The following is a 23,760-nucleotide window of genomic DNA, read 5'->3' on the forward strand; positions in this document are numbered from 1 at the left end:
CCAGTGAAGCAACCTATCACTGGCATTGAGACGAAAATTATATTGTTAAAATAAATATAGTGTCACCTACTTTTTACTGCAAACAACAATATAGTTTAAGCTTTTTCCTGACTGGTTAAAAAACTTGAACATGCTTTTAAACGTTTGTCTATTTTCCTTTTTCAGACCATTTTTAATAATCGTTAGCATGCCAAGAAATCCTTCATCTCGGATCATTCCTTTAGGGTTCATCAACGACATGGCTCCAGAGTTCGTTTTTACTTCATTAAAGCCGATTACTTTAAATGTATGCATCCATTCGTCCTGCGGCAGTGGCGAGACATTAACATGAATGATGTCTCTTAATGTATTCACTAGTGTTTGCGGTGTACCTTTTGTCAGCATAATATCATGTGTTAATAGTACTCCTCCTGGTTTTAAGACACGATAATATTCGGAAATTGCTTTCTTTTTTGCTGATTCATTAAACATTGTTAGCATTGCTTCATTAAATACGACATCAAATGTATTGTCTGCATAGGGAAGATTCATAGCATTCCCTTGCTGCACAGTGATATAGTTTTGAAGCTGCGCTTTTTCGATATTCTTTTTTCCCTTTTCTATTGCTTTTGTATCCATATCAACAGCTGTTATGTGACACTTGTATGTTTTTGCAAGTTCAATCGAGGTTGTACACATATTGCAAGCAACCTCTAATACTTTTGATTTGTTCGTTAAGTTAGCTTCTTTTATTAACCTATTGGTTGCTGCAATTCCGCCTGGTCTTAAGCGCTTTTTACCTAATCTCGCTAAAAAGGTATGTCCAACTTCCTTTTTCCCCATTTCGCTGCACCTCTCTTATTGTTTGTCTGGTTTCACAACAATTAACAGCATTTGAAACGATTTGATCGCATGTAATGCATGTGGTATATTTGCTGGTAAAATTATTGTTTCGCCTCCATGAACAAGGTGTTTTTCCTCGCCAATCATAATCTCTGCAATGCCAGACAGTATTTGCACCATAGCATCTCCTGGTGATGTATGCATTTTTATACCTTCCCCTTCACCTAAGGAAAATAAGGTCATTCCAATAGAAGGTCTTTGTACTAATGTCATACTCGAAACTTGATTGGCATCAACTGCAACCATATCCTCCAATTTAATTACTTGTGAATGTGGTATTTTTTTCATTAAGCTGTCTGCTCCCATGTTAAATCTCCTTATTGTTATAATTGATTTGAACGAACTTACATCTTTCAAGTGCCTCAATTGCATGCTGCGTGTTTTTATCTATGATGAATGAATCTCCTATATTTAAAGCATAGGAAGTTTGGTTAATAGTTATATTTAAGCTCCCATCTAATACAAACACCATTTTCCTATTTGGTGAGGATTCACTGCTGATGCTTTCTTCTGAATCCATTGCATACAGCACAATATTGGTATTATTTTCACTTATTAATACAGTGCTCGTTATTTGGTTATGACGATAAGCTATGGCAGCACTTAACGAAAATACCTGTTCTATCGGAAAATTCATTTGTTCCCCCTTCTATTACAAAGAATGTATTGAATATTTCAGGCAATTAGCTATAATGATATCAACCAATAATGATAATCTTTATCAATTAATTGGAGTATAACAGACGGAATAGTAAATTTCGGTTGCCTAGGCAACAAGAGGTGAGACTTTTGCAAAATTCATTTGAAATCTTACAAAACATCGATTTATTTAACGGTTTTTCTGAGGAAGAAATCAGGGAATCTATCCATTGCTTAAAGGGATATACAAAAAAATATCAAAAAAGGGAGATTATTTTTAGTAAGGAAGCCCCTCTTCCGACCTTTGGAATCGTTCTGACAGGGACTATCTTCTTAAGCAGTGAGGATATTACAGGATCAACGTTTATTTTCACTGAATTAAGCGCAGGGGAAATTGTTGGCGAGACAGCTCTTCAATTCACTCAAACTGGAGTGGAGTATGATGTAACCGCGGCAACTGACTGCGAAATTCTCTTTTTTCATAAAGAAAATATCGTTCAGCCTAATAAAGTCATTTGTGCGTTACGAGCACGAATTATCGAAAACCTTTTTACACTGCTATTACAAAAAAACCAAGAGTTATATCATAAATTAGACATTGTTTCCCATAAAAATCTCCGCAACAAAATTCTGCATTATTTACATTTGCAATCACAAAAAAGTGATACCCAGCACTTTACGATTCCTTTTTCCCGAGAGGAGCTAGCCAATTATTTAATCGTGGACAGAAGTGCATTATCAAGAGAACTCAGTCGCATGCAGGATGATGGGTTGATTACATTTTCTCGTAATACATTTCAGCTTTTGTGAGTAAATGATACAGTGATACATAAAAACGGATGAAATGAGCTTCATCCGTTTTCATCAATATTATAGTAGTTTTTTTGTAATCCCTAATTTGACTTTAAATTACATCATTAAAATACCTTCCACACCAACATAAAAAACAAAAAGCGAACTGCCTAAATAAAGGATTCCCCACCCCAGCTTCTTCGTTCGTTTATATTCCTGCACCCCAATAATAATTAACCATGCACTTAAAAGGATAAATACAAACGGTTGTAAGCTGAAGTTTTTTGTAACAGAACTATAAATACTACCAAATAAAACCAGTGTTCCGATAATTAATTGAACTATTACTAAACCAGTAAGTTTTCTTCTTTTCACTTTTCTACCTCCTGTAAACAGGTAACCTCTTAACTTATTACGGATAAGTCCGAGAAATGTTTCAACTTACAAGCATGCTGATAAGAAGAGCGTAACAAAAAAGCGCATAGACTTTTCATCCCTGCCCCTAAAACATTAAGTAAAACTTACTCATTCTTCAGTAATATCCTCGTCTCGTTTTAATCGTAAATAATATAAATATATAATCGGAGCAATACCACAAATAAATATAATTCCACCGATCATTAACCCCATGTTTATTCCATCTGTAAGGGACACCACCAGGACAAAAATTGCCGTAATTAAGGAGAGCACAGCAATGGAAATCCATAAGCTCTTTTTTGGGTTTTTCTTAGTGCTCTCATGGTCTGCACTAATGCTCATTGATAAATAGGCTGAGACAATTGTTGAAATCATAAACACAAACCATAAGGGATTATCCATCATTTCGTCAAACCCTTTTGTTACTAAGTCATACCCTAAAATGGCAAGTATACCAGCTGTTTGAATGATGTAGGCAATGCGGATGTTTTTTAGATTTTGAATTTTTAAGCGTTCATCTTTAATCATTTTCATTCAACATTTTCCTCCTTTTCTGGCCAAAATACATCGTCAAGCGTTTTATTAACTGCACGACAAATATCTATACATAACTTTAAGGATGGATTATATTTTCCCTTCTCAATTAAACTAATTGTTTGACGGGTAACGTTGATCTTTTCTGCCAGCTGCTGCTGTGTTAAATTAACTTGAAGACGAGAAATTTTCACTTTATTTTCCAAATAAGTAAATCCCTCCTTACTTATATAGTAACATATATATAACATTATTCCATATATATATTACATTTCGCACAAAAAATGGATTGTCCAATAATCAGACAATCCATTTTATTATTAATTTTTCAATTCAACTGTTTCATTAACATCAGTCGAATCAGAGCTTTGTCCTGTCATGCGTTTATAGAAGAAAGCCATTTTCTTTGTTAAATTACCCGTTTCCCAATATTCGGCTGCTTCTGCTTTGATCTTAATCAAAACAACACTAGGATCATCATAGGAGGTTTGCATAATTTTCTCATATGCTTTGCTCCAAAGTTCCTTTTTCTTGTTTAAATCCTCCACGATTTCTGCTCTTCCTCGGACAGAAACATAGGATTTACCTGCGTAAGCGACATTCACATCTTGATCATGTAAAATTTCTTCATATTTATCTGTCTCTTTTTTAGTGAAAAACCATAGGTCTCCATCAAACTCGACTTCCTGCGTTTTCATTGGGCGAGACACAAGCCCTTCTTCTGTTACGGTCGTTAGCATGGCCGTGTCTATATCCTTGATTAACTCTCTTAATGTTTCAAGCTCTTCTTGTTTTATCATGTTAGACATTTCCATCACCTCATTATTTGTTATAGAGGTATATTACCCTTTGTACCAGCTTTTAATCATTTTTAAGATATATTGTTTACCTGAATCCCCTATTTGTATAAGGAAATACAACTGCAAATGGAACAATTGAGGACATCCTACATAACCCCAAAAGAGCATTATTCCAGATTGGAATCAATGCTTTTACCTGTGAATGAAACTTATCGAGTTAATTAATTAAAGGAATTTCTTATGTATCCACTTTTTGTACGACAAATAGATCAAAGATAAAGCGGCATACAAAGAGTAGCAAGACAAGAGCTTTTCGTTTTCTTCATAAAAGCAAGGCTTCCTTGATGAAAGAAAGCCCTCTGCAGCAAATATTTCATAGCCTAATTATTTCCTCGCACCCTTATATATAACGACATTATAACCCAAATAATCATTGGAGCGACAATACCACCTATTAGCATAGCAGCTAATATAGAAACAGAATAACTTATACTTTCAAACACTTGGAAAATTATCAACACAACGAAAAGAAGAAATACTATTGGTAAAGCCTTCACCACTGTTACTAAGCCTTTTCTTCCTTCTGCTGTCCATTTATTACTGTATGTGGCAATCAATGTCCAAGAGGCGGGAATGGCGACAATGAGGAATACGACAGCAAGTATATTAAATACCAATTGTAATGTGCCTGTGCTTATAAGTGCTCCTAGACAAGCGAATACTGTCAGGAAAACCATTGAAATTACGAGCCATCTCATTGATTTTATAGAGTTCACATGCTTTTCAGCCGTAGTCTCACGATCACTGTAAATAGGCTTCGTACCAGGTAATGCTCGGAAGAGATGTATGCTGCCTTCCGATGAAATATGTGTCCAGCCTGAGGAAGCAAAAAATTCAAAATACTCCTCGGCTTCCATATCCTTTAATGAACGATAATCTACACTATATATATAATCAGCACTTTCACCTTTTTTTAAGGTATACCCCATAAATTTAAACCCACTAACATGCCAGCCATCATTAGAAAGCTTTCGTAATTGCTTCATGTCCTTTTCCTCAGCAAAAGCTAAACCGCCTGACAAAACATATTTAGTCTGCTTCATTCTTCAGCCTCCTTTAACCCTATTTCTGCCAATTGAATCATTACTTTTCTTAGACTTACATCTGCCTTTAAGACATCTTTGCCTTTTTCAGTCAGCAGATATGTTTTCCGTCTTGGGTCAGAATCATCATAAAGGTAAATCCATTCATGCTTTAATAACTTCTTAATTATCGTATACATGGAAGCAGGTCCGATCGTTATTGCTCCGTCTGTTCGTTCTTCGATAAGGCTCATTATTGCATAGCCATGTCTTGGTTTAGTTAGTGCTGACATAATATAGAACATGGAATCTGTTAATTGTTCCGTTGTTTTCAATCAATCACCTCCTGTATCCTTTTTTGATATATCACAAAGTGATACATTATGTTATTTTTAATATATCACTTTGTGATATATATGTCTACATTTAAATATATCATAAAGTGATATATTTTTTTGGTGTCAATTGCCATTTGTCCAACAACTTTATTTGTGTTATTTCTGTGTTAACAATTGAAATGTGCCAACAAATGGGGAATACAAAAAACACCTCCTAATTAACAGGAGGTGTTTTTTTGTGTTTCATTATTTAATTAAAGCTATTCATTACATTAGATGAATTAAGTGGAACACGATACCAACCACGAATAATCCAAGGATCATAACGATTGGAGACACCTTTTTCTTAAGCAGCCACATGCACAGAAGTGTTAGCAGCAATCCAGCTAAACCAGGAATTAAGCTGTCTAAGTTTGCTTGTAATGTGGTGACCTTCATAGGGTCTAATGATAATCCGGCAGCTTGCTGTTCGAGCGCTGTTTTTATGCCTTGTGCACCATCAGGTAGTTTATCCCATTCGATAAATGCACCTTTGTCGAGTTCAACGGACGATACAACTGGGGTGAATTGGACGGATACCCACCTGTTAACAAGGGCTCCGAGTATGAACATACCGAGTATGGAGGCACCTTTTGTAATGCTTTGCAGGATGCCGCCAGATAAGTCGTCCGTAATTTTAGAGCCTGCTTTGTAACCAAATTCCTGTGTATACCATGTGAAAGCCATTCGAATTATATTCCAAGCAAAGAAGTAAATAATTGGACCAAGGATATTACCAGTTAATGCAAGTGAAGCTGCTAATGCACCAAGGATTGGTTTAACCGTGAACCAGAAAACTGGATCTCCGATACCTGCTAAAGGTCCCATCATTCCGACTTTAACACCTTGAACTGCTGTGTCTTCAACTGGTGCACCATTTGCACGTTCTTCTTCAAGAGCTAAAGTAACACCAATAATCGGTGAAGCAACATATGGGTGTGTATTGAAGAACTCTAAGTGACGTTTTAATGCGTCAGAACGATCTTCTTTTGTTTTATATAATTTTTTGATGGCAGGAATCATAGAAAATGCCCAACCACCGTTTTGCATACGTTCATAGTTCCAAGAACCTTGAAGGAAAGTGGAACGCCACCAAACAGAAACACGATCTCTTTTCGATAATCTTAATTCTTTTTCCATTGTTTATTCCCCTCCTTCTTAGTAATTATCAATAATATCGCCTAATGGATCTCCATTGTTGGAGTTTCCGCCGCCACCTGAGCCGCCTTGCTTAGATAGTGCTAAGTAAATAAGTGCAAGCGCCACACCGATAGCTCCAAGACCGATAAGTGTGATTTGTGAAACTGTCGCTAATACGAAACCGATTGCGAAGAATGGCCATACTTCTTTTGTAGCCATCATGTTGATTACCATTGCATAACCAACTGCTACAACCATTCCCCCACCTATTGCCAAGCCGCTTGTTAACCAAGTTGGCATTGCTTCAAGCATTTCTCTAACAGGACCTGCTCCAATAGCTAAAATTAATACAGCTGGGATTGCGATACGCAAACCTTGCATACAAATTGCGACGATATGCCATAATTCAACTTTCCGTATATTACCTTCTCTTGCTGCAGCATCCATTAAATGCACCAATGCTGTTGCAATTGTACGAACGATGATAGTTAATAGCAAACCAGCAACTGCAAGAGGAACTGCAATCGCGATGGCAGAAGATACTCCAGCTTCTCCCTGCCCACTTAAGACTAAAATAATAGCAGATGCAATTGATGCTAATGCAGCATCCGGAGCTACGGCTGCTCCAATGTTTGCCCAACCTAAGGCGATCATTTGCAGCGTACCACCTAAGATAAGACATGGTACTAAGTTTCCAGTAACTAAGCCGATTAACGTACATGCAATGATAGGTTGGTGGAAGTGGAACTCATCCAAAATCCCTTCGACACCAGCTAAAAATGCGACGATAATGACTAATATTATTTGAATCATATTTAAATCCATGTTATTAGTCCTCCCGTTTTCTCTGATTTATACGATTATTTTTGTTTATTTAATTCTTCCTGTGCCTTTTTGAGAATGTCATCCATATTGCCTTTTGAATCGTTCGGTACCTTCCGTACATCGAAGTTCAAACCAGCTTCCTTAAGCTTAGCGAATGTATGGATGTCTTCCTGACTAAAAGCCAATACCTTATTCGGCTGAACTTTACCAGGTGAGTGGGCCATTGAACCGACATTAATGGTTTTTAATGGAACGCCACCTTGGACTGCTTTCAGCGTATCCTGCGGGTTTTCAAACAGAAGCAACGCACGCTGACCGCCAAAGTGTTTATCATCCTTAGCAAGCTCAATCATTTTATTGATTGGTACAACATGTGCCTTAACGCCCGGAGGAGCTGCCTGTTGAATCAATTTCTTCCGTAAATCATCTTTAGCTACTGCATCTGACACAACGATAATTCGTGTTGGCTGTGTCGTTTTTGTCCAAGCAGTCGCTACTTGACCATGAAGTAAACGAGAGTCGATACGTGCTAACACGTATTCAAATTTACCAGGTGCACCTGCATTAACTGGTTTAGCTGCAGCTGCAGCAGTGGTTTCTGCTGGTTCTAATTCTTCTGGTTTTACTTTAACCCCTTCTTTTGCTGTCCCTAGAATATGTGCAGCAATTTCATGGGCTGTGTTCATGGAGAAGCGTGATGCATATGCTTCAATCAACATAGGTAAGTTCATACCTGCAACAATCGCCCATTTGTCTTTGTGATTTTCTAACAAGCTGTTGGCTTGGTTGAATGGAGTTCCACCCCAAAGATCGACTAAGAATAATACTTCGTCTTGATTGTCGAAAGAGGCGATTGCTTCTTGCATTTTTGCCTTGACATTTTCAGGTCCTTCGCTCGGCATCAATGTTACAGCTTTTACATTTTCTTGCTCTCCGAAAATCATCGCTCCAGATTGCATGATACCAGTGGCGAATTCACCATGACTAGCAATGATAATTCCTACCATCTTTTTACCTCCTATTATTATTTACAGCTAAATTACTAAAGTGATTATATCAAGTGTAGTTCAGCTGTATTTCTTCAGCTCATTTAAAGCGGTTACATCTTCGATGAAATAACAAAAAAGGCATGAGTAAAAAGTCGATTTAAATGAGAATATAGGTATAGAGTGCCCCTTATCCTTCATTTCAATCACTACTTTTAACTCATGCCTGATCGAATCAGTAACACGTAAAAAATATGACGATGATATTTAGTTTTATGTAAACGCTTTAAGTTTAGAATAAAAAATTTTTGCATCGCTTTAATGAGCTTGCAAAAATATTGTAGCATACTTAATTGTCATCTTACAAGGGGAATTTTATTCTTTTTTTTCGCAGCCTTATCACAAAGGTTGCGTTTACAATTGTAATAGCAAAAAAGCAATAAGCAGCTGCTATTTTTTAGTCTCTTTTTCAACTTCAATTACAAATTGCCAAACTATTATTTTTTAATTTTCCCTTTTACACCGCGTTTAACAACATCAAAGAAGCTTAAAGATTGCACCATTTTGCTTGCATCAATGTAATTACGAACTTCTCGCAATACTTTTTTTGGATCCTTTGAAGAAAAAATATATTTTCCATTACGCTTAGTTTGAACAGCATATCGAGGTATCCATTTCCCTTTGAACATAACAGAGGCTGTCACGATATCGACTTCTTCCCAAGGAATTTGAATAAATTTACGAGCATCACGAGTATTGAAGAATTCAAACCCCTTATCTCCAATCATGATTTTACCGTACTCAGAAATTCCCATATGTGAGGTTGCATCTGTAACAAAATCGACCTTAGTGTTAATTGACTGGACCATTTGATGTACTCCATTTCTTTATATTTACTAATCATTATACGTATTTTTTTATTTTTAGCAAAAAATACTTAGGATTACATGGAGAATTTTTATGAAAAAAGAGTGGCATGTCCGAAAATATTGTTAAATGATAGGCATGGTAGTTAACGTCCCACTTACTTGCTTGTATACTGCGTGAATTATCTTATTTACAAGGGTCGGTTTATAGTGTCTTTATATAGGCACTATTATTTGTGCACCATAACAATTCAGCTCGAAGGAATAAATAAAACTCTTCTATTTTTTCGAACTGCTTCTAATTTTATCCATAAATTGTGCCTTTTGCGCTAAAATTTTACTAGGTATAAAAATACAAGAGTATTTAAATACAGCTTACAAGGAATAAAGCTCCGTAATTTAGCACTAAAATCGAAGCTTCACTTAATTTACAGGCGAACCTCTGTTAATGGAACATCACCATTCAGCACCCTTATTATATTATCTACTGCAAGATATGCCATTTTCATTCTTGTTTTAAGACTTGCACTACCGATATGCGGCAATGTAACCACATTAGTTAAAGTTAATAAGTGATGATCAACTGGTACTGGTTCCTGTTCGAAAACATCTAAGCCAGCACCCCAAATTTCGCCGCTTTTTAAAGCATGATATAATGCCTCTTCATCGACTAGGCCGCCTCTGGCTGTGTTGATAAGAATGGCATTTCGTTTCATTAAAGACAATTCCTCTTTCCCAATTAGATGGTGGACTTCTGGACTATATGGAAGCATGAGACATACGTAATCAGATCTTTGCAAAAGTTCCGATTGCTCTGCATATGTGATACCAAGCTCACGTTCTTTATCATACTTTCGGGTGCGATTATAATAAAGCACATTCATGTTAAATCCTTGTGCCCTCTTCACAAGTGCTTCACCAATTCTACCTAAGCCAATAATCCCTAATGTTGCTTCAAATATATCTTGACCAGTAAATTCCATTAACGACCAAGCCCCCCATTGTCCACCACGCAAAGCATCAGAGGCAGCAGGTATGCCGCGAGCAGCTGCCATTAACAGCGTAAAAGTTAAATCTGCTGTCGTTTCTGTTAAAACTCCAGGGGTATTAGTCACGATTATTCCTTTTTTCGTTGCTGCTTGAACATCAATATTGTTGTAGCCTACCGCTACATTACTTATAATCTGTAAATGCTTCGCCCTGCTTATGACCTCTTCATCTATCGTGTCTGTTAATAAACAGATAAGCCCGTTTACATTTTCAACTTCTTTAAGCAGAATTTCCCTTGGTACTGGTTTCCCTTCTTCTTCCCACATTCGCACTTGAAATTGCGATAGCTTCTCAACGATTTCATTTGGCAGCTTTCTAGTAATGTAAACAGTCTGTTTCATTGAATCTCCACCTTTTCCACTGGAAAGTTTTTCAATCCTACTACAGATAGATTACAACAAATCAAGATATTGGGAAACTATCCTGTTCCTTTAAGCATCACCATTTATTATTGTGAGCTATTTATAAAAACGCAAAAAAAGAGAGGTATACAAAATCGGTACCTCTCTTCCTGAATTATTGTTCAGATTGATAGTCAATATCATACTTTTTCGCTAATTTACCCATATCTTCATGATAATCTTTAATCAACAGCAAGTACTCCTGCGCTTTTGCGTTTGATTGACCAAATAAATCTTCTTCTTTCGTTTCTAAGCCTTGTTTTTCAAGCTGCAGTGCATCGTAATATGTGCTTGTTGCTTCTTCCATTTGTTTTTTCAAGGGCTTTAATTCGGAAGAAGTGACTTCCATATTTTTTGCTTCATTAACTGCTTTTTCATATGTCGGGATGACTTGGTTAATCAGCACTTTATACAGCTCTTCATCTGATTTAAAGTTATCACCTGTCACAGTTTCCAGTGCTTCATTTGCTTCTGTTTCATAAGCAGAAATCTTCGCAACATCATTGTTAATGAAATCCACTACTTCTTTTTGCGTTTCATCAAAAGAAGCTTCTTCCTTTGTATCCTCTTCTTTTGTCGTTGAATTATTGCTGCAGCCTACAAGCAATATAAGTACAGCAATTAAACTGTAAAATAATTTTGCCAAAACACCTTACCTCACTATTCTATGATATCTAAATTGCTTCTTTCTTTACTATAACATACTGAAATATTGGATACAGGTAAAAAGCTCGAATCAATATAACTAATAGTATTCCCAAATAACTTTCGTGCTCGCTATTTTTTTATTGTTACGTGCATAAGTATAAGGTCTAAACAAAGTGACTATTAGTTGAAAAGATAACCAAATCACGTAAATGAACGAGACTATTTATGTATATTTACAAACTCTCACTCTTTATAGTCGCTATATATAGACACTATAAATTTTACCCTATTTTAGTAATATTTTAATAATAACTTAAACTACTGCACTACACTAAAAAATGCAGGGGATTTCCATAAGACACTAACTATAGTTACTAGAAAACCGTTCTCGTGAATCCTTTAAGTAAAAAAAGGCTCTAGTAACCCTAGAGCCCTACGATTGAAATCAATAATTATTATTTCACTAAAACAGTTGTGTGAGCAGGAATGGTTAGTGAAGATTTCGTGTTCTTAACTCCCTGTTCACTTGCGAAAATAACTTTCCCTATAAGTGGAGTCTTTACAACAACTGTTTCATTTGCGATATTATGAAAAATCTGAATCGAGCTTTTTTTATACGTGCGATTATAAGCAACAACTTTGGCATTATTCACTTCGATAGTTTCTAAATTGCCTTTGCCTAACTCCTCATACTGCTGCCGAATACGAATCATTTTACGGTAGTGACTTAACAGCGAATTTTCCCTATCGTCTTGTCCTTCGACTGAAATACCGTTATTGCCAATATTATAAACAGGTGACTGCCAGCTTGTTTGGCCTTCACCATCACCCTCGTACCACCGAAATGGTTCACGAATTAGCTCATCTGGTTTTTCGCCTGTCATGCCGATTTCTTCTCCATAATATAGGAATGGATTACCAGGCAATGTTAAGAGAATGGAGGCTGCAGATTTGCCCTTTTTTATATCTCCATTTAATTCGCTCATAACTCGAATTTGATCATGGTTTGTTAAGAAGGTTGCATCGATTTTGTTTGGGTTATAGGTTCTGTAAAGTTCATCTGTAGCTATTGCGGCGGCAGCTATTCCTTCATCTATACCGTTTTTAACAGAATGAACGATTTTGCTGGCTAAATCAAAGTTAAATGCAGAATCTAATGACTTGTAGTATGGTGCAACCACCTCTGCCACATCCCAAACCTCTCCAACCAAATATACATCTGGTTTTACCTCTAGCATCGCTGCTCTGAATTGCTCCCACCATTTTAGGTTGTTTAATGCACCATCTGTTGTTTGTCCTTTATAAATATGCATAGCCGCATCTAACCTGAAACCGTCCGCCCCCTGCTTTAACCAATACTGGCCAATCTTTATTAGCTCTTCTCTTACATGAGGATTAGTAAAGTTTAAGTCAGGCATCCCAGACCAAAAAGTGCCGTAATAATAGCCTGCTCCATTCAGATTTTTATACCACACCTGCTGGCCCCATGATCCAGTTTCACTTAAATCAGTATGTTCATCTGACCAAACATAATAATCATGATATTTACTAGTAACATCTCGGCTGGCTTCTATAAACCAAGGATGTTCACTGCTTGTATGATTGATTACTAAATCTATAATAACTTTAACGTCACGTTTATGTGCTTCTAATGTAAGTTCATGAAAATCTGCCAATGTTCCATATTCAGGATCGATACTATAGTAATCTGTCACATCATATTTATGGTAGCTTGGAGAGGTATTAATCGGCATTAACCACAAGCCATTAACTTGTAAATCCTTGTTCGTATTTCTATTTCCATCATTTAAATAATCCAGCTTCTTAATAACCCCTTTTAAATCGCCATGGCCATTTCCATCAGAATCATAAAAAGACTTCACATAGATTTCATAAAAAACACCGTCTTTATCATTTTGGTTTTTCTCTTCCTTAACACTTACCCTGGATGATAAACTAGCTGCTAACGGCAATGATAATGATACAGCGTACCATTTTTTCATTAGTTATCCTCCCTTTTATGAAATCGCTTACAATCTAAATATACAGCTTATTATAACTAGTTGCAAACATTTGTAAAAAACTGAAGCTTTTTACATTGCAAAAGCCGATTTAGGTGTTATCACCTCACCATTCCTTTTTTAGCATTCTAATTTTTACGAAAGTTGTCACAAGTTATTAGGACTTTTAATCTAAAAATATCAAAATAAGCCACATTTTGAAAACGTTAACAAATTTGTCGAATTTTCTTGGTACTTGTCGTGTTATATTGTAAACGTAATCTGACATGCAGGTCCCTGCCAGATTATTAATACAGTAACAGGAGGAAAACATGAAAAAGAAACTTATTCCAGGTTTATTAATTACCGCTTTTCTTTTTTCAATCGTAGCTCCAACTGGGTTTGCACAAAAGAAATCCTTTTCCTTTAATGTAACTCCGAATCAAAATAGTGGTGTAGCGTATTCTGCACCTAATCCGAAAGATGATTCTGAACAAAAAGCTTATATTTATACGACAAAACATAATGTTATCTCCGCAGATAGATTTTACTACAATGTAAGAAAAACACCGTCAATTAGCTCAACATCCTATACTGGTTATATTAGAGTAACTTCAGCGAATGTCAAAAAAATTGTGAAATCCTATAGTATAAAAGCGAACAAAGGTCAAAGCTTAATTCTGCAAGCAGATACAGATACTTACTCTGTACATTCAGAGGGTTATTGGTATTCCTAAAAGCTAAAACGGCTAAGTTAGCAAAGACCGACCACCTGCATCGGTCTATGTTTAATATTATTAATATTGAAAGGAGCATAAGTCTTGAAAAAAATACGGTTATTGTTGCTTTGCACATTACTAGTCGTGCTTTCAGGCTGCTTTCCAACAGGTGAACAAAACGCTGCTTCTGATTCAGAAAAGGTAAACATAGCAAATGAACCAATACCTGACAATCTTAATATGGAATTGGACAAAAACTTACTTATTAAAGCAGATATAACAGGGGGAGAAAATAACGAATATCCCTCCCTCTCCATCTCATTGAAGGACTTAAACAGCGATCCGTTAAAGCAGGATTTGGTAACAGACAAAAAATTATTAGAAACCTTCAAAAGCAACAGTGATATTAAACCAGACTATAAAGATACCTACTTTGAATTTACAGATGGATCGCATATGTCCATACAATTAGGTGCTGTTCGTTTTGAAGATACGTTCTACAGTGATCGTGAATATTTTGATGTTATATATGGAGCAAAACCTTATATTCGCGCTGATTTGCACGATATATACAAAAAAACAACACTTGAAAATATTAATAGCAATGAAGCCATTGAACAAGTGAAAAAGGCAGCAACTGAATTTGGTGTAATTAATCTTGGAAATCCAGATGTGGTTGCTTTAGATTTAGAGACATTAAAAAGTGAATGGGAAGACTATGAACAAAAGGACGGCAGCCATCCTCGCAAATGGGAAAAGGCTGATGAAGCATATGTAGTCACCTTTCCTGTTGTCCATAACAATCTAAACATAACAAATAAAGGTTATTTAAGTAATGCTGCCAACATAGCAGTTATTGGAAGCCGGGTTATAGGTGTTGTTAATAAAGATGGAATAATCGCCTTAACTTTAGACGGCATTTACGATACAGGCACAACAATAAAGGATAAAGTAAATCCAAGTTCCTTGGAAGATGCCTTAAAAATGGTGAAAACCAAGTATAAGGACGTCGTATTAACAGACCCCATAACAATTTCTAAAATAGCATTAGAATATGTTCCAATTGTGTCCAAGCAGGATTCCATTAGCTATGAACTAATCCCTGCATGGGTTTTTACTGCCAAACAAGATGTAACGTCCACTGATGGAAAAGATACGTACACTGCACCCGTTTATTTTACTATTATAATTGATGCTGATACTGGCCAAGAAATGCGTATTGGAAGTGACTATTAATATGAAAAGAAGAGCATTAACTATGTCGTTTATGCAAGTATTTTCGTCGCCTGTTTTTTACCTTTCCATCATCGGTGTTACTGTGCTTTGTTTTATAAGTGTTTGGCAAGAAATAAACAATGGCGGTGGGGATGTAGCTTATTTATTTGATATCTTCATAGGTTTAACAATGTTTAAAAAATTAGTTGTTTTATTTGCAGCATTTCCTTATGTAGCCAGCTTCTGCAGTGATTGGAAATGCCAATTTATAAAACCAGTTGTCATCCGCACAGGGATAAGCAAATATGTATGGTCAAAATTTATTACTTGTTTTGTCAGTGGGATATTAACTGTATTTATAGGTCAAATCCTATTTATCATCATATTGTCATTTAAGTTTCCCTTGTTTCCAAATGAAGATTTAAACGAAGTGTTGCTTCTACCATTTAAATCACTTAGTACTGGTTTTTTCCCGCCTTTATATTTATTAGCACAAAGTTTTGTTTTTAGTATGGCAGCAGCATTATGGACAGTTGTTGGTTTAACATTATCTGCATTCATCCCCGTTCACTTTGCCGCAATAGCTGCACCCGTAATTGCCAGTTATCTATTAGAAGAAGTTACCACCCTACTTCCAAATGCATTTAACCTTTATTTACTTACAAGAAGTTCAGATGTCATTCAGCAGGGTCCCCTCGTTAGTTTTATCTACTTTTGTTTTATTTTTATTATGTTATCAGTACTCGCTGGCTGGCTGTTTTCTTATCAAGTTAAAAGGAGGGTGCGTAATGAAGTTGTTTAATACAGCAAGATTTGTATGTTTTCAAAATTTCCGTAAATGGTCCTCCAATTACCGCGTTTGGATTATCGCTATTCTGCTGATCATATTGACACATAGCTTTACGAAGGAAATCATAGATTTTGGAAAAGACATTGATATTAATGTCTCGCCATGGATGTTTCCGTTTCTTTTTACACAGAAGTTTATTAAGCTACTTTTCTTTTTTCCATTAATATTACTGTTTAGTGATGCTCCGTTTATTGACGAGAACCAGCCCTATATAATCGCAAGAAGCGGCAGAATTCCGTGGAGCATCGGGCAAATAGGGTATATTTTCATCGCATCAGCAGTTTATTTTATCTTTCTCCTGCTTCTATCTATCGGGCTTAACTTATTTAATATTCAATTTACGATGGAATGGGGAAAGGTTCTTGGCACACTTGCAAATACAAATGCTGCCCATGTAGTTAACTTAAAAACATATATTCCTTCAGATGTTTTACACTATTTTTCGCCTGTTCAAGCATTGTGGTTTTCTCTCCTGCTTTCCTGGTTAACCGGAGTATTATTAGGGCTTATCATTTATGTTATTAATTCCTTTTCGAATACTAGAGTGTTTGGCATATTAACAGCATCTTTCCTGCTAGTTTTAGATGCGACTGTAACTAATAACGATAATTTGTACCGTTTTTCACCTGTGTCATGGAGCAATCTTGCCCGGATTGATATTAATGGCACAACACCAATGCCGTCGATAACCTATATTTATATTTGTTTTGCTCTACTGATTGGAGCATTGTTAGTATCAGCCATTGTAATAAACCGTAAACAAACGATTAATGTATTACCACCTATTTAAACAAGAAAGGAGTAATTAAGATGCAAGCAGGTATAGAGGTCCATGATTTAACAGTAAGCTTTGGAGAAACGACTGTATTAAATAATATTTCCTTATCATTTGAAGAAAATAAGATCCACGGTTTAGTTGGCAGGAATGGTTCTGGGAAAACAATGCTCTTAAAATGTATTTGCGGGTTCGTTCTCCCTGCGGCTGGAAGTATTAAGATAGCTCATCAGCAAATCGGGAAGGATTGTGACGTACCAGAGAATATTGGAATAATTATTGAAGCACCGGGTTTTCTTCCTAATTATGATGGGTACACCAATTTAAAATTTCTTGCTGCAATCAAAAAGCAAATCTCAAAAGAACAGATTCTGCAAGTAATTGAAAAGGTTGGATTAGATTCTAAAAGCAAAAAGCATGTCGGCAAATATTCACTTGGAATGAGGCAGCGACTTGGTCTCGCTCAGGCACTGATGGAGAATCCTGATATTCTTATTCTTGATGAACCGATGAATGGCTTGGATAATCAAGGTGTGAAAGATATTCGCAAGGTCCTTTTAGAGCTGAAAAATCAAGGAAAAACAATATTACTCGCAAGCCATAGTAGAGAGGATATCGAAATTCTGTGTGACACAGTAAATGAATTGGATCACGGCAAAATAATAAACTCGTATACTAAAAATGGTTGATTAGTGTTTATAAAAAAAATGACTCAAGACAGCTCTTGAGTCATTTTTCTTATATCTTATATTAGTTCGTATTCTGGCCCCCGCCATTTAATCCTGCCTTAATAAGCTCATTGACCTTGCTGTTAGCAACCAATCCTAAATGGCCAATCCCACTAAGCTGAACGTTTTTCGCTCCTTTTAGGTTAGATAGCCATGTTGGTACTAAATAATCACTTGAACTGTAAATAGATGTATACAAAATTTTATGATTAGAGTCTTTTCCAACAGGTGCTGTTGATGTAATGAAGCGGTTAGGTGAACCTAATGTCACAACATCATTGACTTTTGTTCCGCCTGTATTCAAGATATACGTCAGTGTATTAATTCCGCCGGCACTATGACCGATAATATCGACTTTGCTCTTGCCTGTTTTCTTTAACACTTGATCAACATATGTTGCAAGCTGTTTTGCATTTGTGTAGCTGTTACCTGTTTTATCGATTAGTTCAATCGCATAAAGCTCGTTATCTGCCCAGCCCTGTGACTTTAGATAGCTTTTAATCGCAAAGAAGTTGGTGCTGTTCCCGCCTGTACCATGGACATAAATGACTGGATCATGACTTGATGCTGCTTTAGATACAGAAGGCTTAATGCCAACAACAGAAACAAAAATAGCCATACACGCAACTAATGAAATTAGTAATTTAGTATTCTTCATTATTTCCTCCCTGTTTTCAAAAAGTTATCTTGCTATAACTAATTGTTATCTATTTCGGGAGGAGAAACAACCGGTAAGATTTGCTAGGTTGGTAATTTGCTAGGTAAAATAAAAGATTCAAACCACTAATATATAGAGGATCATAGATGCAGTTTAGTAAGAATTCTACTTGTAATATGTTCATTTTTTCTTAAAAAAACTCTTATTGACCTTTCATCAATAAGAGTTTCGGATGTCCTATGCAATAACTATTTATTCGTATTCAAACCGCCGCCATCTAATCCAGCCTTAATTAACTCGTTCACCTTTTTACTAGCAACTAGCCCCAAATGGTCAACGCCACTGATTTGGATATTTTTCGCTCCATCAAGGATGGAAAGACGGTATGGTGTTATATAATCGGTTGTGCTGTAAATGGAAGTATACAAAATCTTGCGGTTAGGATCTGTTCCTACAGGTGCTTTTGTTGTTATTACACGATTTGGAGACCCTAATGTCACAACATCACTAACCTTGCTTCCACCTGTATTAAGGATATATGTTAAGGCATTAATGCCGCCTGCACTGTGACCGATAATATCGACTTTCTTTTTCCCTGTTTTCTTTAGTACATCATCTACATAAGTGGCAAGCTGTTTTGCATTAGTAATACTGTTGCCTGTTTTATCAACTAATTCAATGGCATAAAGCTCATTGTCTGCCCAGCCTTGCTGCTTCAAGTAGGTTTTTATGAAATAAAAGTTCGTACTGTTTCCGCCTAAACCATGAACGAAAATAACGGGATCATGTGTAACTCGTTGTGCTTCGGAGACAGTAGGATTTAAACCGACTGAGCATAAAAGGATTGTCATGCATGCTATTAGTGAATGTACCACTCTCATTTTTTTATTTCCTCCTAGAAACTGTGCTGTTTTTGCCTGTTTATTATGTACACTTTTCAAGGAGAAGCCTCAGGTAATTTTTGTTAGCAAAACAGAAATTTTTTTACCTTACGGACTCTGAGATGGATAAAGTAAAATAAGTGGAGAATAATAATAATAATGATAAAAAATATCCATCTAACTTTTGACCTTTTGAGAATTAATATAGTATGTCTTTAAGATTAATACGTTTCATTTCGTTGCGCTGCACCCACTCGCTTTCCGATGGTCCTCGTCTTTGTCTGCGGGGTTTAGAGCATCTTCTAATTACGGCTAGAATCGAGTGACCTCCGCTCCATTCCACTAAGATTTTTATTTCTTGTATTTAAACCGTAAACAATAACATAAAAAAAACCGAACTATTAATAAATATAATAGTTCAGCTTTAACCTAGACTTAACTACACAAGTCCTGTTCTTTACTATTTCACCTTTCAATATCTCCTACTGATTCTGTGATCGCCCGCAATATTTCCGACTCTGTCGACATTGGTGTGTCTCCTGCGATTGTATGTGCGAGCATTCCCGCGGCGGCGGCAAATTCAACTGTTTTCTCAGGTGGAAATCCTTCCATTTCACCATGTATAATCCCGCTTGTATAGGCATCTCCTGCTCCAATTCTGTCATAGACAGAAAAAGATAATGTTTTTGAAAAGCTGAATGCTTGATTCTTAAAGATAAAACCTTGTAAGGAATGTGTATTGTCACCGTTGATTGTCCGGTGTGTGCCAGCAATGACAGAGATGTTATAGGTTTTTGCAACAATTGGAATTAATTCCTTCAGCTGCTCACTGCGATCATTCTTCTCTGTTTTCAAGTTTAGTACAAACTGTGCATCCATTTCATTCATCATGACAATGTCAGCTAACTGCAGCATTTCTTCGTAATGTGGCTTCGCTTTTATATATCCGGCCTCACCCCAGAGCGATGGACGGTAGTTACAATCAAAAACAATTGTCCCCCCATTTTCCTTTACCGCTTTGGCTAATGTTTTCATAAGATGACGGACAGTATCATTCATTGCTAGCGTGATGCCACAAAAATGTACAATATCGACTTGCTTTACGATGGCGTTAAAATCATACGTTCCCTCAGCTGCGGTATTAAAACTGCTTTCAAGCCGATTGGTATATGTAACCCTACTTGGCCTGGCACCAAAGCCATTTTCTAATACGTACATACCAACATACTTTCCATCTCGTCTAATGAATGATGTTGTGATTCCAAGTTTTTGAAGGTAGGAAAGAGCTGCATCACCAATTGGATTTTCTGGCAATGTGGACACAAGCAGCCCCGTATGGCCAAATCTTGCTAGTGCTGCGGTTACGTTCACTCCTGTACCAGAAAAGGAATAGTTTAAAGTGCTTCCTTGGGAGAGAAGTTTGTATCCAGGCACCTGCAGACGCATCATAACCTCTCCAAATGCTGCAACATTCTTAGGCATGTTGATCAACCAATTTCTTTATAGTTGCAAGTAATTCACGTACATCCTCGATATTTGTATTTCCTTTGTTTTTGTCGATAATCGAGGAATACACATGTGGAATAACCTGCGGGACATTGGCTTCTAAAGCAATACGCAAAATTTGTTCAAAATTCTCTTTGTCAATCCCGCCTGTAGGCTCTAATGCAAAGCCTTCTTCACCACATGCTTGTGCAACAGCGCGGAATTCGTCTTCACTGCTTAACCCATTCATTGGGAAGTATTTTAATGCATTTCCGCCCATGTCGCGTACAAGCGCAATAGCAGTTTTGATTGGTACAATTGCATGCTCTTCGTGTGCTGCACTAATTGGCCCTGTTGATATATTCACATAACCTACCCGTCCTGTTGGTGATACCAAGCTGTTAATCCAACTATCTTTTTCACCAAGATTGGCACGTGTAGCTCCAACAGAAGGAAACACTTGGTTTATATGACTGCCGGAATAGTATTTTGCAATCTCTGCAACAACAGCAGCTTGACGGTTGTCACCTGCACCCAATCCAATCGATACAGCTTCATCTATTTCTTTCCCATATTCCTTCATTGCTGTGACTGCTTCTTCTACAGTAGAATAATCCTTCGAAAGAACACCAACTAACACATAGCCTTCAGCAGCTTCAAAAACCTCTTTTGCATTCTCAACACTATTTGCTAAAACATTTAAGGCAACACGATTCCTGTAAAAACGGTTTGAGATATTGGACATTTTATTTTCCTCCCACTATTTCACGTAGCTTAGATTCAATTACCTGAATATCATCATGCTGCAGCGGACGGGGATCGATATCGAAATAGCCCTGTCTCACACCATAATCACGTGTATAAATGGCAATCTCACCCTCTCGCAGTCTTGTATTCACTTCTTTTGCTGTTAATTGAACTTGTTCAGCATCAATTTGAATTCTGGCACGGAAAATGGCACGGCCCGCTTCATCCTGAACAATCGTTACGGTGACGCCATCAAGCTTATTAAGTGACATTAATATTTGCAATGCTTCTTTCTCTTGTTCGCTTTTGTCTTCTTTATTGCCGTATTCATCAAGTGCCTGAAGTAAGCCGAATGTTGTTTCTTTCCCGACTTTCATACTTCGTCCAATCCCATGTAATTGTGTCTTTAGCCACTCCATATAGATTCGTTTGCCAGCAACAATTCCTGAAGTTGGTCCTTCGATCGCCTTTGAACCACTGTAGATCGCAAGGTCAGAGAATTTCACATATTTTTGCAGGTCCTCTTCTGCTGCTGCATCAACGATAAGTGGAATTTCATTCCGTTTGGCAACCTCCCATGCTTCCTCAACAGAAATCATATTTTTTTGAACGGCATGATGTGATTTGACATAGAGGATAGCTGCTGTGTTCTCAGAAATGGCATCTTCGATATGCTCCGCTTTCCCTTCATTGGCATAGCCAACCTCAACAGGCTTTCCACCGCCTAAATAAATCATCGTTTCCACTGGTGCTCCGTACTGTACATTGTGACCCTTTAGCATGATGATGTCACTTTTCGGAATATTCTCTTGATGAAGTCGCTCACTTTTACGGCGATTGCCCTGTGTTACAATTGCAGCAACAGAAAGAGCAATCCCGCTTGATGCCGAGTTTACGATTACTGCTGCCTCTGAACCTAGGATTTTTGCAACATAATCACCTGCTTTATCGACTAAATCTGCGATCTCCACATAGTTTTGTCCACCATGCTTCATGGCATCCATCACCGTATCAGTTGGTGCTGACACACCTAAGATACTCATTCGCCCACTTGCATTAATTACACGCTTAAGCCCATATTTAGCATTTAATGAATTCTCCATTTATAACCACTCCTTTTGTTTCTATTCTTTGCTTCGCTTCCCGCTTTTCACCTTCAGAATCAGTGAGGGTAATCTGTTCATTCCGAACAGTAAAAAGGGTCAAATTCGCAACAGCACCAACCTTTATGCAAGCAAGCTCAGGTTTTTTTAGCCAGTTAGCAGCATTTGTCGTAACTGCCATGATTACTTCCTCCAGCGAATATCCTAGGGAAAGGAATTTTGTTAGAACATTAGCCAAGCTATATACAGGACCGTTTATCCGATTGTTTCGATAAATATCTGTACTAATTGTATTTAATCCAATGTTATGACGTTTTGCCGATTGTGCAACCTTAAAGGAAAAGCTTGCTGTACCATGCCCAACATCCAAATGCACACCGCGTTCAATGGCATTTTTTAACACTTGGAGCGGTTTTCCTTGTGTATCGAAAAGATTATTTTGTTTCCCATTGAGATAATGTGTAATGATATCTCTTTTCTCTAGGAGAGGAATAATTTCATCGATGAATGGTGGACCAGAACCGATGTGGACCATTAACGGCAATGCTGTTTCATTTGAAAGTGACCGTGCAATCCTTAAGGGTTCAATCCCATTATCACAAACCACGCTTTTACTAATCCGTGCCTTTAAGCCAACGATTAATTCCTTATAATCGTTTACGGCTTGTAGAACTTTTGCCTTATCGATCCATTCTAATCTGGATAATTCATCTACTCTTTGTAAACCAATAGAGGAGATGTTCAAAAATGCAAATACATTTGTTTTTGCTTTTTGTCTGCTTGCCGCCATCTCGGAGATTCGATCTGCACCACAGCTACCTGCATCAACAATTGTCGTCACACCTTGATTTACTCCGATTTTATCAATTTCATCACCGTACGGATCAAATTCAGGAAATGCATGGACATGTAAATCGATCCAACCACTTGATACGTAAACACCTGAACAATCTATCATATGCTCGCCAAGTCCAGTTCCTGCAGGCATGAGTTTGGCAATTTTACCGTCATTTATGACAATATCGATTTCCTCTCCGGTTATTCTCTTTACATGATGTAAAACGAAATCTTTCATACCATTCACCTTTTCCGTACTCTATTTAAAGACGCTTTCAAAAAATATACAGTCACTAAAGTTAAGATAATAGATAAAATTTATA

General features: G+C 36.9%; 28 protein-coding genes. 6 read left to right on the top strand and 22 right to left on the bottom strand.

The genetic code is table 11. From position 1 onward, the window contains the following. Positions 1-66: 66 nt before the first annotated feature. From NQZ71_RS21150 to NQZ71_RS21160, 3 genes are read right to left on the bottom strand one after another with little or no spacing between them, the layout of a single operon-like run. Positions 67-822, bottom strand: a complete 756-nt coding sequence (locus tag NQZ71_RS21150) for a class I SAM-dependent methyltransferase (protein ID WP_317012350.1) — start codon at positions 820-822, stop codon at positions 67-69. Between the two features lie 15 nt (positions 823-837). Continuing rightward, entirely contained in the window at positions 838-1,188 is a 351-nt protein-coding gene (locus tag NQZ71_RS21155; protein ID WP_317012351.1) for a cupin domain-containing protein, read from the bottom strand. A gap of 1 nt (position 1,189) precedes the next feature. After that, the gene (locus NQZ71_RS21160; protein WP_317012352.1) at positions 1,190-1,519 is read right to left on the bottom strand and encodes a cupin domain-containing protein; all 330 of its coding nucleotides are present in this window, start codon (positions 1,517-1,519) and stop codon (positions 1,190-1,192) included. A gap of 152 nt (positions 1,520-1,671) precedes the next feature. On the opposite strand from NQZ71_RS21160, the gene NQZ71_RS21165 reads away from it, so the two are divergent. Continuing rightward, positions 1,672-2,331, top strand: coding sequence for a Crp/Fnr family transcriptional regulator (locus tag NQZ71_RS21165; RefSeq protein WP_317012353.1), 660 nt, complete (start codon positions 1,672-1,674; stop codon positions 2,329-2,331). A gap of 99 nt (positions 2,332-2,430) precedes the next feature. Here the strand turns inward: NQZ71_RS21165 and NQZ71_RS21170 are convergent, their stop codons facing one another. From NQZ71_RS21170 to NQZ71_RS21230, 13 genes are all read right to left on the bottom strand, one after another. Continuing rightward, positions 2,431-2,688 carry a DUF3953 domain-containing protein gene (locus NQZ71_RS21170; protein ID WP_317012354.1) on the bottom strand — a complete coding sequence of 86 codons (258 nt, stop codon included), beginning with the start codon at positions 2,686-2,688 and terminating at the stop codon, positions 2,431-2,433. A 150-nt stretch (positions 2,689-2,838) separates the two neighbouring features. Continuing rightward, positions 2,839-3,264, bottom strand: coding sequence for a hypothetical protein (locus tag NQZ71_RS21175; protein ID WP_144454422.1), 426 nt, complete (start codon positions 3,262-3,264; stop codon positions 2,839-2,841). Continuing rightward, positions 3,261-3,470 carry a helix-turn-helix transcriptional regulator gene (locus NQZ71_RS21180; protein ID WP_144454421.1) on the bottom strand — a complete coding sequence of 70 codons (210 nt, stop codon included), beginning with the start codon at positions 3,468-3,470 and terminating at the stop codon, positions 3,261-3,263. Before NQZ71_RS21180 ends, NQZ71_RS21175 begins: the two co-directional genes overlap by 4 nt. A 114-nt stretch (positions 3,471-3,584) precedes the next feature. Further along, positions 3,585-4,073 (bottom strand): pyridoxamine 5'-phosphate oxidase family protein, encoded by a 489-nt coding sequence (locus NQZ71_RS21185; RefSeq protein ID WP_144454420.1) that lies wholly within the window; start codon positions 4,071-4,073, stop codon positions 3,585-3,587. Positions 4,074-4,444: 371 nt separating this feature from the next. Continuing rightward, positions 4,445-5,167 carry a DUF2812 domain-containing protein gene (locus NQZ71_RS21190; RefSeq protein ID WP_317012355.1) on the bottom strand — a complete coding sequence of 241 codons (723 nt, stop codon included), beginning with the start codon at positions 5,165-5,167 and terminating at the stop codon, positions 4,445-4,447. Beyond that, positions 5,164-5,481 carry a PadR family transcriptional regulator gene (locus NQZ71_RS21195; RefSeq protein ID WP_275006838.1) on the bottom strand — a complete coding sequence of 106 codons (318 nt, stop codon included), beginning with the start codon at positions 5,479-5,481 and terminating at the stop codon, positions 5,164-5,166. Before NQZ71_RS21195 ends, NQZ71_RS21190 begins: the two co-directional genes overlap by 4 nt. A gap of 270 nt (positions 5,482-5,751) precedes the next feature. Beyond that, entirely contained in the window at positions 5,752-6,663 is a 912-nt protein-coding gene (locus NQZ71_RS21200; RefSeq protein WP_144454417.1) for a PTS system mannose/fructose/sorbose family transporter subunit IID, read from the bottom strand. 18 nt (positions 6,664-6,681) lie between these two features. Further along, the gene (locus NQZ71_RS21205) at positions 6,682-7,488 is read right to left on the bottom strand and encodes a PTS mannose/fructose/sorbose transporter subunit IIC (RefSeq protein WP_127739723.1); all 807 of its coding nucleotides are present in this window, start codon (positions 7,486-7,488) and stop codon (positions 6,682-6,684) included. A gap of 35 nt (positions 7,489-7,523) precedes the next feature. Continuing rightward, the gene (locus NQZ71_RS21210) at positions 7,524-8,495 is read right to left on the bottom strand and encodes a mannose/fructose/sorbose PTS transporter subunit IIA (protein WP_144454416.1); all 972 of its coding nucleotides are present in this window, start codon (positions 8,493-8,495) and stop codon (positions 7,524-7,526) included. A 476-nt stretch (positions 8,496-8,971) separates the two neighbouring features. Further along, on the bottom strand, positions 8,972-9,343 hold the full coding sequence (locus NQZ71_RS21215; RefSeq protein ID WP_127739721.1) for a DUF956 family protein: 372 nt from the start codon (positions 9,341-9,343) through the stop codon (positions 8,972-8,974). A 425-nt stretch (positions 9,344-9,768) separates the two neighbouring features. Beyond that, the gene (locus NQZ71_RS21220; RefSeq protein WP_144454414.1) at positions 9,769-10,731 is read right to left on the bottom strand and encodes a 2-hydroxyacid dehydrogenase; all 963 of its coding nucleotides are present in this window, start codon (positions 10,729-10,731) and stop codon (positions 9,769-9,771) included. A gap of 175 nt (positions 10,732-10,906) precedes the next feature. Next, positions 10,907-11,437, bottom strand: a complete 531-nt coding sequence (locus NQZ71_RS21225) for a hypothetical protein (RefSeq protein WP_317012356.1) — start codon at positions 11,435-11,437, stop codon at positions 10,907-10,909. 457 nt (positions 11,438-11,894) lie between these two features. Continuing rightward, the gene (locus NQZ71_RS21230) at positions 11,895-13,442 is read right to left on the bottom strand and encodes an alpha-amylase family glycosyl hydrolase (RefSeq protein WP_317012357.1); all 1,548 of its coding nucleotides are present in this window, start codon (positions 13,440-13,442) and stop codon (positions 11,895-11,897) included. Between the two features lie 329 nt (positions 13,443-13,771). Between NQZ71_RS21230 and NQZ71_RS21235 the strand changes: the two genes are divergently transcribed. From NQZ71_RS21235 to NQZ71_RS21255, 5 genes are all read left to right on the top strand, one after another. Next, a complete protein-coding gene (locus NQZ71_RS21235) occupies positions 13,772-14,176 on the top strand; it encodes a hypothetical protein (protein ID WP_317012358.1) in 405 nt (134 codons plus the stop codon). An 84-nt stretch (positions 14,177-14,260) separates the two neighbouring features. Further along, positions 14,261-15,394 carry a hypothetical protein gene (locus NQZ71_RS21240; protein WP_150909018.1) on the top strand — a complete coding sequence of 378 codons (1,134 nt, stop codon included), beginning with the start codon at positions 14,261-14,263 and terminating at the stop codon, positions 15,392-15,394. Between the two features lies 1 nt (position 15,395). Further along, positions 15,396-16,175: a hypothetical protein gene (locus tag NQZ71_RS21245; protein WP_285095094.1), complete on the top strand. Its 780-nt coding sequence runs from the start codon at positions 15,396-15,398 to the stop codon at positions 16,173-16,175. Continuing rightward, positions 16,162-17,013: a hypothetical protein gene (locus tag NQZ71_RS21250; RefSeq protein WP_275006814.1), complete on the top strand. Its 852-nt coding sequence runs from the start codon at positions 16,162-16,164 to the stop codon at positions 17,011-17,013. The genes NQZ71_RS21245 and NQZ71_RS21250 overlap by 14 nt, the downstream gene beginning before the upstream one ends. 20 nt (positions 17,014-17,033) lie before the next feature. Further along, a complete protein-coding gene (locus tag NQZ71_RS21255) occupies positions 17,034-17,687 on the top strand; it encodes an ABC transporter ATP-binding protein (RefSeq protein ID WP_317012361.1) in 654 nt (217 codons plus the stop codon). Positions 17,688-17,748: 61 nt separating this feature from the next. On the opposite strand, the gene NQZ71_RS21260 is transcribed toward NQZ71_RS21255, so the two are convergent. The 6 genes from NQZ71_RS21260 to NQZ71_RS21285 form a co-directional block, all read right to left on the bottom strand. After that, positions 17,749-18,384 (bottom strand): esterase/lipase family protein, encoded by a 636-nt coding sequence (locus NQZ71_RS21260; RefSeq protein ID WP_144454406.1) that lies wholly within the window; start codon positions 18,382-18,384, stop codon positions 17,749-17,751. 248 nt (positions 18,385-18,632) lie between these two features. Beyond that, positions 18,633-19,265, bottom strand: coding sequence for an esterase/lipase family protein (locus tag NQZ71_RS21265; RefSeq protein WP_317012362.1), 633 nt, complete (start codon positions 19,263-19,265; stop codon positions 18,633-18,635). A 465-nt stretch (positions 19,266-19,730) separates the two neighbouring features. Then, a complete protein-coding gene (locus tag NQZ71_RS21270; protein WP_317012363.1) occupies positions 19,731-20,747 on the bottom strand; it encodes a sugar kinase in 1,017 nt (338 codons plus the stop codon). After that, on the bottom strand, positions 20,740-21,495 hold the full coding sequence (gene dagF, locus NQZ71_RS21275) for a 2-dehydro-3-deoxy-phosphogluconate aldolase (RefSeq protein WP_317012364.1): 756 nt from the start codon (positions 21,493-21,495) through the stop codon (positions 20,740-20,742). Before dagF ends, NQZ71_RS21270 begins: the two co-directional genes overlap by 8 nt. Before the next feature lies 1 nt (position 21,496). After that, positions 21,497-22,600, bottom strand: coding sequence for a DgaE family pyridoxal phosphate-dependent ammonia lyase (locus tag NQZ71_RS21280; protein ID WP_317012365.1), 1,104 nt, complete (start codon positions 22,598-22,600; stop codon positions 21,497-21,499). Further along, positions 22,578-23,675, bottom strand: coding sequence for an amidohydrolase/deacetylase family metallohydrolase (locus NQZ71_RS21285; RefSeq protein ID WP_317012366.1), 1,098 nt, complete (start codon positions 23,673-23,675; stop codon positions 22,578-22,580). The genes NQZ71_RS21280 and NQZ71_RS21285 overlap by 23 nt, the downstream gene beginning before the upstream one ends. Positions 23,676-23,760 lie beyond the last annotated feature (85 nt).

Source organism: Niallia taxi (assembly GCF_032818155.1).
Classification (GTDB): domain Bacteria; phylum Bacillota; class Bacilli; order Bacillales; family Cytobacillaceae; genus Niallia; species Niallia taxi_A.

Bases quoted from the DNA above. Each gene is read 5' to 3' on its own strand.
- NQZ71_RS21150 (WP_317012350.1), bottom strand. From the start codon at position 822: ATGGGGAAAAAGGAAGTTGGACATACCTTTTTAGCGAGATTAGGTAAA.
- NQZ71_RS21155 (WP_317012351.1), bottom strand. From the start codon at position 1,188: ATGGGAGCAGACAGCTTAATGAAAAAAATACCACATTCACAAGTAATT.
- NQZ71_RS21160 (WP_317012352.1), bottom strand. From the start codon at position 1,519: ATGAATTTTCCGATAGAACAGGTATTTTCGTTAAGTGCTGCCATAGCT.
- NQZ71_RS21175 (WP_144454422.1), bottom strand. From the start codon at position 3,264: ATGAAAATGATTAAAGATGAACGCTTAAAAATTCAAAATCTAAAAAAC.
- NQZ71_RS21185 (WP_144454420.1), bottom strand. From the start codon at position 4,073: ATGTCTAACATGATAAAACAAGAAGAGCTTGAAACATTAAGAGAGTTA.
- NQZ71_RS21190 (WP_317012355.1), bottom strand. From the start codon at position 5,167: ATGAAGCAGACTAAATATGTTTTGTCAGGCGGTTTAGCTTTTGCTGAG.
- NQZ71_RS21200 (WP_144454417.1), bottom strand. From the start codon at position 6,663: ATGGAAAAAGAATTAAGATTATCGAAAAGAGATCGTGTTTCTGTTTGG.
- NQZ71_RS21205 (WP_127739723.1), bottom strand. From the start codon at position 7,488: ATGGATTTAAATATGATTCAAATAATATTAGTCATTATCGTCGCATTT.
- NQZ71_RS21210 (WP_144454416.1), bottom strand. From the start codon at position 8,495: ATGGTAGGAATTATCATTGCTAGTCATGGTGAATTCGCCACTGGTATC.
- NQZ71_RS21215 (WP_127739721.1), bottom strand. From the start codon at position 9,343: ATGGTCCAGTCAATTAACACTAAGGTCGATTTTGTTACAGATGCAACC.
- NQZ71_RS21220 (WP_144454414.1), bottom strand. From the start codon at position 10,731: ATGAAACAGACTGTTTACATTACTAGAAAGCTGCCAAATGAAATCGTT.
- NQZ71_RS21230 (WP_317012357.1), bottom strand. From the start codon at position 13,442: ATGAAAAAATGGTACGCTGTATCATTATCATTGCCGTTAGCAGCTAGT.
- NQZ71_RS21235 (WP_317012358.1), top strand. From the start codon at position 13,772: ATGAAAAAGAAACTTATTCCAGGTTTATTAATTACCGCTTTTCTTTTT.
- NQZ71_RS21245 (WP_285095094.1), top strand. From the start codon at position 15,396: ATGAAAAGAAGAGCATTAACTATGTCGTTTATGCAAGTATTTTCGTCG.
- NQZ71_RS21250 (WP_275006814.1), top strand. From the start codon at position 16,162: ATGAAGTTGTTTAATACAGCAAGATTTGTATGTTTTCAAAATTTCCGT.
- NQZ71_RS21255 (WP_317012361.1), top strand. From the start codon at position 17,034: ATGCAAGCAGGTATAGAGGTCCATGATTTAACAGTAAGCTTTGGAGAA.
- NQZ71_RS21260 (WP_144454406.1), bottom strand. From the start codon at position 18,384: ATGAAGAATACTAAATTACTAATTTCATTAGTTGCGTGTATGGCTATT.
- NQZ71_RS21265 (WP_317012362.1), bottom strand. From the start codon at position 19,265: ATGAGAGTGGTACATTCACTAATAGCATGCATGACAATCCTTTTATGC.
- NQZ71_RS21270 (WP_317012363.1), bottom strand. From the start codon at position 20,747: ATGCCTAAGAATGTTGCAGCATTTGGAGAGGTTATGATGCGTCTGCAG.
- dagF (WP_317012364.1), bottom strand. From the start codon at position 21,495: ATGTCCAATATCTCAAACCGTTTTTACAGGAATCGTGTTGCCTTAAAT.
- NQZ71_RS21280 (WP_317012365.1), bottom strand. From the start codon at position 22,600: ATGGAGAATTCATTAAATGCTAAATATGGGCTTAAGCGTGTAATTAAT.
- NQZ71_RS21285 (WP_317012366.1), bottom strand. From the start codon at position 23,675: ATGAAAGATTTCGTTTTACATCATGTAAAGAGAATAACCGGAGAGGAA.